The following is an 11,827-nucleotide window of genomic DNA, read 5'->3' as shown; positions in this document are numbered from 1 at the left end:
ACCGACCGTTGAGCGTTATTGATTCGCTGGGACGTATAATGGGCTGCTGCAACGGAGAAACGCTATGCTCATCCACCGACTTGCCACTTTGACCGGCCTTGCGGTCGCGACGTTATTCCTGGCCGCGCCAGCCAACGCGCTGACGATGGCCGAGTGCAGCACGAAGTATAACGCGGCCAAGGACGCGGGGACACTTGCCGGCCAGACCTGGAACCAGTTCCGCAAGGCGCAGTGCGGCACTGATGCCGCCGCGACAGCCAAGCCCGACGCCAAGGCAGCGGACACCAAGGCGGCCGATACGAAGCCGGCCAAGGCGACCAAGGCTGCGGCCGCCGCCGACGACGGAGCCAAAGGCCTGACCGCAAAGGAATGCAGCACCAAGTACCAGGCGGCCAAGGCCGCCGGCACGCTCAACGGCATGAAGTGGAACGACTTCCGCAAGAGCGAATGCGCCACCGGCGCGTCCGCTGCCGCCGGCGCATCCGCTGCCGCCGCCACCAAACCGGCGACCACCAAGGCGGCGACCACGGCTGCGGCGACCGACAGCTCGGGCAAGGGCCTGAGCATGGCCGACTGCAGCAGCAAGTACCAGGCTGCCAAGACCGCCAATACGCTCAACGGCATGAAGTGGAACGACTTCCGGAAGGCCGAATGCGGCGCCAGCGCCTCGGACGATGACACCGTCCCGGCTCCAACAGAGGCGACCTACACCAAGGAGCCGGCAAAGCCGACTGTCGCTGCGCCGAAGGGCGTGAGTTTCCCGACCGCAATCTCGCCGAAATTCGCCACCGAAACCCCGGCCAAGGCCCGCATGCATACCTGCCTCCAGCAGTACTATGCCAACAAGGACGCCAACACGCTTGGCGGCTTGAAGTGGATCCAGAAGGGCGGCGGCTTCTACAGCCTGTGCAATGCCAAGCTGAAGAGCTGAGCGACAGCACTATTTGAGGAAAGTAAGGCCCGCGAGCCGCAGGGTTCGCGGGCTTTTTTGCCCGCAGCTTCAGCAGGAATCCCCGCTGACGAGAGGCGCGTTGCCGGCGACGCTGCAAACTCCCCTCGTGGGGGAGATGGCCGGCAGGCCAGAGGGGGGGCACGAAGGATCGTTGCCTGCTCCGGCCAGGTTGCCTCGCATTCACGAAAAGCTGGGCGAGGGTGGCTCGAGGAATCGTCGAACGGCAAGAGAGATCCTCCCCCGCAGCCCGGAAGGCCTAACTCGATTTGTCGGCGGACGCTGCCCCCGCTGAGCTGCCCGTCATCTTCCACAAAGTGGGAAGATTGGCTGCTGCCACGCCGGCTTCCGCCAATCGCCTAGCCAACCTTGCAGGCGCAGGCCACGGAGAAACTCAGCAGCCTGCCCCAAACAAAAACGCCGCGGTCGAACCGCGGCGTTTCTCAATTTGTTCTTGGCCGAGTTCAGCTCGACGGCTGCGGTTCCATGCCGCCCTCGGGCTCGGGACCCTTTTTGCGGCGGCCCGACTTCGGCACGGCCGAACCACGGCTCGGCGGCGTGTCGTCGCCGAGATCGCGCGCGGGCTTCTCGCCGGCGATCAGCTGCTTGATCTCGTCGCCCGACAGCGTCTCGTATTCGAGCAGGCCCTGCGCCAGCGCGATCCATTCCTTCTTCTTCTTAGTCAGCACCGACCTCGCGGTCGAATAGGCCTCGTCGATCAGGCGCCGCACCTCGGCGTCGATGATCTGCGCGGTTTCTTCCGAGATGTTCTGCGTGCGCGCCACCGAATGGCCGAGGAACACTTCCTCCTGGTTGTCGCCATAAGCGACATGGCCGAGCTTGTCGGAAAAGCCCCAGCGCGTGACCATGGCGCGCGCCAGCTTGGTCGCCTGCTCGATATCGGAGGAAGCGCCCGACGTGATGTTCTCCTTGCCGAACTTGAACTCCTCGGCGACGCGGCCGCCCATCATGATGGCAAGCCGTGAGATCATGTACTTGTAGCTCATCGAATAGCGGTCGCCTTCCGGCAACTGCATGACCATGCCGAGCGCGCGGCCGCGCGGAATGATTGTCGCCTTGTGCAGCGGATCGGCCGACGGCACGTTGAGCGCCAGTATGGCGTGACCGGCCTCGTGATAGGCGGTCAACTCCTTCTCGGCCTGGGTCATGGCCGAGGAGCGGCGCTCGGCGCCCATCATGATCTTGTCCTTGGCGTCCTCGAACTCGGCCATGGTCACGAGGCGCTTGTTACGCCGCGCCGCCATCAGGGCGGCCTCGTTGACGAGGTTCATCAGATCGGCGCCGGAGAAGCCCGGCGTGCCGCGGGAGACGACCTTGAGGTCGACATTGGGCGCCAGCGGCACGTTGCGCACATGCACTTTCAGGATCTTCTCGCGTCCGACGATGTCGGGGTTCGGCACCACCACCTGGCGGTCGAAACGGCCGGGCCTCAGCAGCGCCGGGTCGAGCACGTCGGGCCGGTTGGTGGCGGCGATCAGGATGATGCTTTCGTTGGACTCGAAGCCGTCCATCTCGACCAGCAGCTGATTCAGCGTCTGCTCGCGCTCATCATTACCGCCGCCGAGACCCGCGCCGCGGTGACGGCCGACCGCGTCGATTTCGTCGATGAAGATGATGCAGGGCGCGTTCTTCTTGGCCTGGTCGAACATGTCGCGCACGCGGCTGGCGCCGACGCCGACGAACATCTCGACGAAGTCCGAACCCGAAATGGTGAAGAACGGCACGTTTGCCTCGCCGGCGACCGAGCGGGCGAGCAGCGTCTTGCCGGTTCCCGGAGGGCCGACCAAGAGCACGCCGCGCGGGATCTTGCCGCCGAGCCGCTGGAATTTCTGCGGATCGCGCAGGAACTCGACGATCTCCTCCAGGTCTTCCTTGGCCTCGTCGACGCCGGCGACGTCCTGGAAGGTGACGCGGCCATGCGCCTCGGTCAGAAGCTTGGCCTTCGACTTGCCGAAGCCCATGGCACGACCGGAGCCGGACTGCATCTGGCGCATGAAGAATATCCATACGCCGAGGATCAGGATCATCGGCAGCCACGAGATCAGGTAGCCGAACAGCGAGTTTGAACCGTCGGTCTCCGGCCGCGCATTGATGGTGACGTTCTTGTCCTGCAGCCGCGAGACCAGCGACGGATCGCCGGGCGAATAGGTCTGGAAGCCGCTCGAATTGTCGGTGTAGGTGCCGGAGATGCGGGCGCCGGCGATGGTCACCGTCTTGACCCGGCCCGCCGCGACATCCTGCAGGAACTGCGAATAAGGTACATCGCTCGAAGCCCCACGCGTCTGCGGCGTCTGGAACAGATTGAAGAGGGCGATGAGCAGGACCGCTATGATCGCCCAGAGCGCGAGGTTGCGATAGTTCGGATTCATCAATTGTCCCGTTGGCGTCCGCGGGCGGACACGCGTCGTGAGAGGAAACTTGAGCCTAACATAGGGAGAGCGCCCCCCCTTGCCAAGCAGAACAGCACGTCTGGGTTAAGCTTTCGCCCATGACCGACCGGCGCTATGGCCGCTTGAAAGGCAGGGCGGGAGGCAACGGTGCGCCGATCAATTCGGCGACGACCCGCGCCGGCGCCAGGTCGAAGGACGGCAGGAAACGGACAAAAGGGGCGACGACGGCCTGTGCCGTGAACCCCGGCGACGCCTGCCCACCCTGAGGCAGGCCAGGGTTTTCAACGGCTTGCCGCGATGCCGGCTCGCAGGCCAGCGCGGCGCGCACGAGGCTGCGTGGCGTTTCGCCTTCCGCGATCGCCAGACGCTTCGCCGCCGCTGCCCCGAACGGCGCGATCAACAATGCACTGCCGCCGTCGTCCAACGTGATGTTCCGGCGGCCGTCCCAGAGCAGCCCGCCGGTGGCCGCGACCACACGCGGCAAGCCTCGCGTCTCGCGGCGCAGAAAGATGCCGGCGCGCCTGGAATCGACCACCGTCCGCGACAATGTGGCGCAAAGAAATCCAGCCTTCAGCCTACCGAACAGCGCCTCGCATCGCGCCTGGTCCGGCAGAAACGCAACGCCCCCGCTTGTGGCGAGGAGGATGCGCAGCGCATAGACGGCCGCCGGATCGTCGCCGGCCGAAAGCAGGGTCGGATCGAGGCGGACAAGACCCGGCGCCGGCTGGCTGGCGAAGCGCGCGATTAAATCCGCGGCGCGGATGCCAAGCCGGCTGCGCGCCTCGCTCTCGCGCGCCGCCAGCGTCAATGCGTCATCAATGCGCTGCGCACCGTCAGCGCCGGCCAGTGCCGCGCGCATGCGCGGTCGCTCGAAGGCCGCGTCGGCATTGGTCGGGTCCTCGGCCCAGCCGACATGCTCGCGCCGCAGGAAGTTGCGCAAAGCCGCGCGCCGAATGCCAAGGAGCGGCCGCACGATCCATTCGTGCCAGTCGTGCAAGGTGACCGGCGCCATGCCGGCAAGGCCGCGCCCTTCCTCGCGGGCGCCCTTGCCTCGGACTAGCCGCATCAGCACCGTCTCGGCCTGGTCGTCCGCCGTATGACCGGTCACGATCAGACCGAGGCCTTCCTCCCGCGCCGCCTCGGCCAGCAGCCGGTAGCGAGCCTCCCGCGCGGCGGCCGGCAGCCCGGTCGACGGCTTGCGTCCGGACCAGGCGACGATGCGGTGCGCGATGGCGTGCGCGGCGCAAAGCCTGGCCACCGCTTCCGCTTCGGCCGCCGCGCCCTGCCGCAAACCGTGGTCGATCGTCACCGCCAGCAGCTTCGCGGACGGCGCGGTTCGGTCGAGATGTCGTTTGAGAAGGAGAAGTAGGGCGGTCGAGTCGCTGCCGCCGGATACGGCCGCAACGGCGCCGCTGGTAAAGTCGATGTGCGAAAAAAGGTCTTTCGAAAGATCAGGCTCGGTGTCGAGCATCAATGCATGTCGCCCGAACACGGCTCCGAGGGCAAGGCAACGGCAGGCAGGAGAAGGGCTAGCACGCCGCCAGGGCCTTTTCCTGCTTCACGCGCTCCTTGAGCGTGTTGGAAATGTCGGGGTAGCGCTTGCCGACCTCGCTGAAGGTGGCGCAGGCCACGTCGTGCTGCTTCAGGCCGACCAGCGACACGCCGAGCTTCAGCAGCATGTCGGGGGCCTTCTTGGCCTTGGGATAGTCCTTGCTGGCGGCGAGGAAGACCTCCGCGGCATCGCGGTATTTCTGCTGGCCAAGCAGCGATTCGCCCAGCCAATAGTGCGCATCCGCCGTTTTCGCGTCACGGGGAAAACGCGCGATGTGGTCGCGAAAACCCTGTTCGGCGGTGCCGTAGTCGCCCGAAAGGATGAACTGGTAGGAGTTGCGGTAGAGCTCCTCGGGATCGTTCGTGGAAGGCAGCGCCGCAACCACCGTGCCGTCGGACTTGCCGCTCTTGGCCGGAGCGCCGATGGCTGGAGCGACATCCTGCGCCGGTGCGGTCGCCTGCGTGCTGCCGCCGGCATCGACCACATTGCCGTTCTTGTCGACGGTGATGCTGCCGAAGGTCTTTTCGGGCGCTCCCGTTCCGGGGATAACCTTGCCCGGATCACCGTCAGAGGATTCGACGATGACGTCCTCGACGCTCTGGCCGCCGCCAGCCGACTGGCCGGCCGCTGCCCGATTGTCGGCCTTCGCGGGCGGTTGCGTGGCCGGCGCCTCGGCCACGCTGTCATCGCTGTCGGCGGGCGCGGCCTGTGACTTCTTCTGCCCGGCCGGCTGCTGCGCACCCTGCGTACCGCCTTCGAGCTGCTGGAAGCGGAACTCGTTGTCTTCCTGCTGTTTGCGGATCTGCTCCTGCATTTGCAGGATCTGGAAGTTCAGTTCCTCGATCTTGCCGTTCATCTGGCGCAGTTGGTCCTCGAGCCCGGTGGCGCCTGTGCCAGTCGACTGCTGCGCGAACTGAACCTGGTCCGACTTCTTCTTTTCGCCGAAAACGCCAGGCAACTCGATGCTGGGCAGATGGAACGAGAAGCCGCTGTCGGCTGGCTGTCCCGTGCCATCAGTCCCTAAGCCACCCGCCATCGCGGTGACGCCTGAAAGGAGCAGCAGCGCAAGCGTGCCGCTCAGAACTGATCTCAAATGCATATGCCTCTCGCCGTGTCGTTAGCTTGTTCGCGCCTTCCAATCGGTATGGGACCAGCCAAGCGCCCTCGGCTCATAGCAGGACGCGAGACTTCGGCCAAATTTTGTTTGAAGGGACCAAACATGAAAAAGGCGGCCTTTCAGCCGCCTTTCGCAAACCTGTGTTGCATTTTTGTCGTCGTGTTTTTCGCGCGTCGCTCGACGCGCGAAAAATGTCAGGAACCGGCGCCGCTGAGCGTGGTGACCGCGCGGCGGTTCTGTGACCAGCAGGAGATGTCGTCGCAAACCGCGACCGGCCGTTCCTTGCCGTAGGAAATGGTCTTCAGGCGGTTGGCGGAGACGCCCTTGGAGACCAGGAAGTCGCGCGTGGCGGCGGCGCGGCGGGCACCGAGCGCCAAATTGTATTCGCGCGTGCCGCGTTCGTCGGCATGGCCTTCAACGACGATCGCATACTGCTTGTACTGGTTCAGCCACTGCGCCTGGCGCGACAGCGTCGTCTGGGCGTCGGCGCGGATCGAGGAGGAGTCCGTGTCGAAGAAGATGCGGTCGCCGATATTGACGGTGAAGTCCTGCGCCGATCCGGGCGTTGCGGCACCGGCGCCGTTGAGGCCGAGATCGGCGGCGCTGTTGGGCGTCTTCTTCGAAGCGCAACCGGCAATGGCGAGCATCGCCACCAGCGCGATCATGACGGGATTTCTGGTAAGTGCTGCGATACGGCTCATGCCGCCTCTCCTTTGCATTCGAGTGATTTCGTTGATCACCCAGTAACCACGTTTGGGTTAACCGGCATTCAAGAAACACGGTTAAAATTTGGTTTAGGCCGCCCGTCCACAGCCCTTTGATCCGGGCCACAGTTGGCGCGGACCCTAGGCGGAAATGCGGCCAAAACGCGACAAAGAGGTGGAAATGGAGAATTGAGGAATTGAAGAAATGAGGAAAAGGGTCATTTCAACTTCTTCCTGAGATTCACCAGCATTCCATAGATATGGACATAGGATTGCAGCCATTCATCGCGCTGCGCGTGGGTGATGTAGCCAAGGTCGAACGCATACGAAATCCACGTCTCTACTTCGCTGCATGATCCCATGGCCATCGAAATGAAACGCGCAAATTCGGGCCTGGAATGGGTCTGTTTGGCAAATCCTTCAGCCAGATTGGCACAGATCGCCTTGCTGGATCGCCGCATTTGGTCAGCCAACGCGTATTGTTCCATTTTCGGAAAAACAAGCGTGGCCTTGTGGACGTCGAGGGAAACCCCATAAGCGTGCCTATAGACATCCAAATCCTTCGCGCGCTTGATGTAACCCGCTTCTCTCTCCATCCCTCAATTCTTCATTTCTCCAATTCCTCTCACTCCAGCAGCGGCGACCAGGCCGGATCGGAGGCAAAGTTCGCGGTCGGGATCGACTGCTCGTTGCGGCCGGTGAGATCGACAGAAACCAGTTTCGGGCCGCCGGCGGAATCGCGGAAGAACATCAGCACGCGGCCGTTCGGCGCCCAGGTCGGTCCTTCCTGCTGGAAGCCGGATGACAGGATGCGCTCGCCCGAACCGTCGGTCTTCATAACGCCGATCTGGAATTCGCCGCCGGTCTGCTTGGTGAAGGCGATGAGATCGCCGCGCGGCGACCACACCGGCGTCGAATAGACCCCGTCGCCGAAGGAGATGCGGGTCTGGCCCGAACCGTCGGCGCCCATCACATAGATCTGCGCGCGGCCGCCGCGGTCGGAGGTGAATACCACCTTGCTGCCGTCGGGCGAATAGGAAGGCGAAGTGTCGATGGCGGTCGAGTTGGTGAGCCGGGTCGTCGAGCGGCTCCTGAGGTCCATGGCGAAGATGTTGGAATTGCCGTCGTCGCGCAGCAGGCTCATGATCACCTTCTGGCCATCCGGCGAAAAGCGCGGCGCAAACGTCATGCCCGGAAAATTGCCGACCAGTTCGCGCTGGCCGGTCTCGATCTGCAGGAGATACACCCGCGGCTGGCCGCTCTCATAGGACATGTAGGTGATTTCCTGCCGGTTCGGCGAGAAGCGCGGCGTCAAGACGATCGCCCTGCCGTCCGAGAGATAGCGCACATTGGCGCCGTCCTGGTCCATGATGGCGAGGCGCTTCTTGCGCGCATTCTTGGCGCCGGACTCGTCGATGAAAACGACGCGCGTGTCGAAATAGCCCTTCTCGCCGGTCAGCCGCTCGTAGATGGCGTCGGCGATGATGTGAGCGACGCGTCGTTGATTGGCGTCGTTGGCGAAGAATTGTTCGCCCGACATCTGCTGTCCAGCGAACGTGTCCCACAGCCGATACTGCGCGCGGATGCGCCCGTCGGCCTCCTTGCTGACGCTGCCGGTGACCAGAGCCTGGGCATTGATCACCTTCCAGTCGTCGAAGCGAGGCGCTGCGTCAGGATTGGCGATCTTCTCGATGAAGGCGCTTTTGTCGATCGGTGCGAACAGGCCCGAGCGCTTCAGGTCGGCGGTGACGACGCCGGAAATCTGCGCGCCAAGCCCATCGCCCGACTGGAAATCGGTGATGGCGATCGGCAGCGGCTCGACATTGCCCTTGTTGACGTTGATCTCGACGAGCGCCCACGCAGGCATGACGGCACCGGCCATCGAGCCCAGCGCTATTGTCGCGACCATCAGGAGCGGCTTGAGGATGAATTTCATGTCTTCTCGCTTCTCTTCACTGATTCTGCGGAGGGCAGGCCTCAAAGGCCAAGCATTTCCCTCGGATCGAAAGTGACACGGACCTGGGCCCAGATGTCCTGTTTGCCCGCCGGAACCTGAAGGCCGGCCATGTTGCATTTCTGAACCGCACGCACGGCGCTTTCATCGAATTGGCGATTCCCGCTCGATTTCTCGACGGTGGGCCGGCCATCCAGCTTGCCCGAGGGGTCGAGGTTGAACATGACCACGGCGACGAAATTCTCCGAGCCCTCCAGCCCCGCCGGCAATGTCCAGCAACCGCCAAGCTGATCCGACAGGGCGCCCAGTTCTGATCTCGACAGCTTCTGGCCCTGGTCCTTCTCGCCGCCGAGCGAAGCCTGCTGTGTCGAACGCTTGGCGCCGCCGCCGGAGGGCTTCTGCTTGTCCAGCAGGGCCGAGATCTCGTCGGAATTGAACTGCTTGTCCTCCGATTTCGGCTTGGATGAAGCCTCCTTGACCGGTTTGTCGGCGTCCTTGCGCTCCGGCGCCTTGGCGCTTTCGGCCTGTGCCGGCTGCGGCTTCGGCCGCGCCTGCGGCGCGGGCGCGGAGTCCGGCAGTTGGGCATCGTCAGGCTGGTCCTTGGCGATCGCCTGGGCGACCGCGTCCGGCTTCACCTCGGGCGTCGGCTCGATGGCCGCGGTCTTGTCCTGTGGCGGTGCGGGCGTCGGCTCCTTCGCCGGCGCCGGCTTCGGCTCGGTCTGCTTGACCGGCTCGGGCTTGACCTCTTCCTTGGGCTGCGGCGCGGGAGCCACTTCCGTGGCCGGCGTCGGCTTGGGCTTTTCCTGCGGCTTCGGCACGTCCTCGGTCTTCGGCTTTTCGATCGGCGTCGGCGCCGGCGGCGGGGCCGAGGTCATGTCAACTGGCTTCGGCTTGGCCTCGGGCGTTATCGGCTTGTCGGTGTCGACGCTGTTCTCGCCGACCTTCTGCGCATCCGGCACGATATCGGGACGCTGCGTGGGCAAGGGCGCCGGCTTTTCATGCACCACGGATTTCTTGTCGCCCTGCAGCACCTGGGCAGTGGCTTCGATCGGCACGATGTCGACAGCGACCGACTCGACGTCGGCTGACGGAAGCGCGGCCGGCGCCGACAGCGTGAACAGGCCGAAGCCTATCAGCGCCGCATGCATGATCACCGATGTGGTGAGGCCGGTCCTCATAGTGGGTCTATTGATCCTGTTCCTGCAGTGAAACCAGCCCGATATTCTTGTAACCGGCGGCCGAAATGCGGGCCATCACCTTCATCGCCGTGCCGTAGTCGGTGGACTTGTCGCCGCGGATGAAGATGCGCTCGTCATAGCCGGTCTTCGAGATCGCCTGCAGCTTCGCCACCAATTCCTCGATCGGGATTTCGGTTTCCTGGAGATAGATCTGGCCGGCGGCATTGATCGAAACGGTGATCGGCTGGGTGTCGGCATTCATCGCCTTGGCCTGCGTATCCGGCAGATTGATCGGCACGCCGACCGTCAAAAGCGGCGCCGCGACCATGAAGATGATCAACAGCACCAGCATCACGTCGACCATCGGCGTAACGTTGATTTCGGCGATGAGGCCATGATGGCGGCCGCGCCGCCTATGGCCGCGTCCGCCGCGTCCAGCCATGCCTACGGACATTCCCATCGGCTTACTCCTCAGGCCTTCGGCGCTACTTTTTCATCGATTTGGCGCGAGAGTATGGCGGAGAACTCGTCGGAGAACCCTTCCATGCGCACCGCGATCTTGCTCGCGTCCGATGACAGCTTGTTGTAGGCGATGACGGCCGGAATGGCGGCGAGCAGGCCGATGGCGGTCGCCAGCAGCGCCTCGGCGATGCCGGGCGCGACCACCGACAGGCTGGTGTTCTTGGAGCCGGCGATCGCCTGGAACGACGTCATGATGCCGATGACGGTGCCGAACAGGCCGATGAACGGGGCCGCCGAGCCCGTGGTTGCGAGGAAGCCGAGGCGGCCTTCGAGCTTCTCCATCTCGCGGGTCAGCGCCAGGTCCATCGCCTTGTCGATGCGGGTTTGCAAGCCGAGCGGCGTCTTGGCGCCTTTTTCGAAACTCTTCTTCCACTCGCGCATGGCGGCGACGAAGATGGCGCCCATGCCCGATGTCTTGCGGTCGGCCAACGTTCGGTAAAGCTCCTCCAGCGACTGCCCCGACCAGAACACCTGCTCGAACCGGTTCAGCGCCAGCCGCATGCGGGCATAGGATACGAGCTTGTCGACGATAATCGCCCAGGTCCAGACCGAGGCGCAGAGCAGCCCGATCATGACCAGCTTGACCACCCAGCTGGCCTGCATGAACAGCGCCCAAATCGACAATTGCGCGCCCGGTTCGGCGAGTGCGATATTTTCCATCGTAACGTCCTTAAGATTTCCGGGCGAAGCTGGCGGCTGGCCCCTGGCATCCCTTGTGGTCGGTTCGCGCGAAGCTACCGGAACAACCCCAAAACGTGCCTTTCGCGGCCTTTTCGGGGCAAATGTTGGTGAAAGGAAGGCGCTGGATAGCGCCAATCTTCACCAATCTCTTCATGAACCGTTATGGTTAAGGATGGGTTAGTCGATCAGGCGCGGCGCATTGCCGCGCTTCAAGCCGGCACCGGCGATACCTACGAGGCCGACCTTTTAGCCTGCCTTGGGTATGAACGCTGCTATCCACTCCCTGGGGAAGCGGCGTGGCCGGCCATTCTCGCCGATGATCGCCGCCTCCACCCTGGCCTCGACCAGCACCTCGTCGCCGCGCTTGAGCTGCTGGGCCATGAAGATGCGCGCGCCGGAGATTTCCTCGGTCCGGGTGTCGATCGTCAGGATGTCGTCCATGCGGGCCGGCATGCGGAAGTTGATCTCCATGCGACGCACCACCCAGACTATTCTTTCGCCATGCTTGCCATCGGCAAGTTCGGTGTGGTGGACGCCGCTCAGCCTCAGATAGTCGGAGCGGCCGCGCTCGAGGAATTCGAGATAGCGGGCGTGGTAGACGACGCCGGAGAAATCGGTGTCGGCATAATAGACCCGCGCCATCAGCCGATGGCCGAACGCCGTCAGCGCACCGGAAATCCCCGCCAGCAAGGTCGCGGATTCACCATGATCGTCCATTGCGCTTCCTTTTTCAGTCGCGGCAAGGCACCTGTGCCGCGC

At 64.0% G+C, this 11,827-nt stretch carries 11 protein-coding genes; 1 reads left to right on the top strand and 10 read right to left on the bottom strand.

Annotated features, from left to right (window positions below; all coding sequences use genetic code 11):
* Window positions 1-64: 64 nt before the first annotated feature.
* Window positions 65-931, top strand: coding sequence for a hypothetical protein (locus FJ973_RS04275; RefSeq protein ID WP_140493263.1), 867 nt, complete (start codon window positions 65-67; stop codon window positions 929-931).
* A 482-nt stretch (window positions 932-1,413) separates the two neighbouring features.
* On the opposite strand, the gene ftsH is transcribed toward FJ973_RS04275, so the two are convergent.
* From ftsH to ybgC, 10 genes are all read right to left on the bottom strand, one after another.
* Entirely contained in the window at window positions 1,414-3,339 is a 1,926-nt protein-coding gene (gene ftsH / locus FJ973_RS04270; protein ID WP_140493260.1) for an ATP-dependent zinc metalloprotease FtsH, read from the bottom strand.
* A gap of 133 nt (window positions 3,340-3,472) precedes the next feature.
* Window positions 3,473-4,831 (bottom strand): tRNA lysidine(34) synthetase TilS, encoded by a 1,359-nt coding sequence (gene tilS / locus FJ973_RS04265; protein WP_140554970.1) that lies wholly within the window; start codon window positions 4,829-4,831, stop codon window positions 3,473-3,475.
* 58 nt (window positions 4,832-4,889) lie between these two features.
* Entirely contained in the window at window positions 4,890-6,011 is a 1,122-nt protein-coding gene (gene ybgF / locus FJ973_RS04260) for a tol-pal system protein YbgF (RefSeq protein WP_140554923.1), read from the bottom strand.
* A 212-nt stretch (window positions 6,012-6,223) separates the two neighbouring features.
* Window positions 6,224-6,730 (bottom strand): peptidoglycan-associated lipoprotein Pal, encoded by a 507-nt coding sequence (gene pal, locus FJ973_RS04255; protein WP_140493251.1) that lies wholly within the window; start codon window positions 6,728-6,730, stop codon window positions 6,224-6,226.
* Between the two features lie 221 nt (window positions 6,731-6,951).
* A complete protein-coding gene (locus FJ973_RS04250; protein ID WP_140554922.1) occupies window positions 6,952-7,329 on the bottom strand; it encodes a four helix bundle protein in 378 nt (125 codons plus the stop codon).
* Between the two features lie 29 nt (window positions 7,330-7,358).
* Window positions 7,359-8,669, bottom strand: coding sequence for a Tol-Pal system beta propeller repeat protein TolB (gene tolB, locus FJ973_RS04245; RefSeq protein WP_140554921.1), 1,311 nt, complete (start codon window positions 8,667-8,669; stop codon window positions 7,359-7,361).
* A gap of 41 nt (window positions 8,670-8,710) precedes the next feature.
* Window positions 8,711-9,865 (bottom strand): energy transducer TonB, encoded by a 1,155-nt coding sequence (locus FJ973_RS04240; protein ID WP_140554920.1) that lies wholly within the window; start codon window positions 9,863-9,865, stop codon window positions 8,711-8,713.
* Window positions 9,866-9,872: 7 nt separating this feature from the next.
* Window positions 9,873-10,325 (bottom strand): protein TolR, encoded by a 453-nt coding sequence (gene tolR / locus FJ973_RS04235; RefSeq protein WP_140554919.1) that lies wholly within the window; start codon window positions 10,323-10,325, stop codon window positions 9,873-9,875.
* An 11-nt stretch (window positions 10,326-10,336) separates the two neighbouring features.
* On the bottom strand, window positions 10,337-11,047 hold the full coding sequence (gene tolQ, locus FJ973_RS04230; RefSeq protein ID WP_140493236.1) for a protein TolQ: 711 nt from the start codon (window positions 11,045-11,047) through the stop codon (window positions 10,337-10,339).
* 267 nt (window positions 11,048-11,314) lie between these two features.
* Entirely contained in the window at window positions 11,315-11,785 is a 471-nt protein-coding gene (gene ybgC / locus FJ973_RS04225; protein ID WP_140554918.1) for a tol-pal system-associated acyl-CoA thioesterase, read from the bottom strand.
* Window positions 11,786-11,827: the final 42 nt, after the last annotated feature.

Source organism: Mesorhizobium sp. B2-1-3 (assembly GCF_006442495.1).
GTDB lineage: Bacteria > Pseudomonadota > Alphaproteobacteria > Rhizobiales > Rhizobiaceae > Mesorhizobium.
This window is presented reverse-complemented; position numbering and strand designations above follow the sequence as displayed.

Bases quoted from the DNA above. Each gene is read 5' to 3' on its own strand.
- FJ973_RS04275 (WP_140493263.1), top strand. From the start codon at position 65: ATGCTCATCCACCGACTTGCCACTTTGACCGGCCTTGCGGTCGCGACG.
- ftsH (WP_140493260.1), bottom strand. From the start codon at position 3,339: ATGAATCCGAACTATCGCAACCTCGCGCTCTGGGCGATCATAGCGGTC.
- tilS (WP_140554970.1), bottom strand. From the start codon at position 4,831: ATGCTCGACACCGAGCCTGATCTTTCGAAAGACCTTTTTTCGCACATC.
- ybgF (WP_140554923.1), bottom strand. From the start codon at position 6,011: ATGCATTTGAGATCAGTTCTGAGCGGCACGCTTGCGCTGCTGCTCCTT.
- pal (WP_140493251.1), bottom strand. From the start codon at position 6,730: ATGAGCCGTATCGCAGCACTTACCAGAAATCCCGTCATGATCGCGCTG.
- FJ973_RS04250 (WP_140554922.1), bottom strand. From the start codon at position 7,329: ATGGAGAGAGAAGCGGGTTACATCAAGCGCGCGAAGGATTTGGATGTC.
- tolB (WP_140554921.1), bottom strand. From the start codon at position 8,669: ATGAAATTCATCCTCAAGCCGCTCCTGATGGTCGCGACAATAGCGCTG.
- FJ973_RS04240 (WP_140554920.1), bottom strand. From the start codon at position 9,865: ATGAGGACCGGCCTCACCACATCGGTGATCATGCATGCGGCGCTGATA.
- tolR (WP_140554919.1), bottom strand. From the start codon at position 10,325: ATGGGAATGTCCGTAGGCATGGCTGGACGCGGCGGACGCGGCCATAGG.
- tolQ (WP_140493236.1), bottom strand. From the start codon at position 11,047: ATGGAAAATATCGCACTCGCCGAACCGGGCGCGCAATTGTCGATTTGG.
- ybgC (WP_140554918.1), bottom strand. From the start codon at position 11,785: ATGGACGATCATGGTGAATCCGCGACCTTGCTGGCGGGGATTTCCGGT.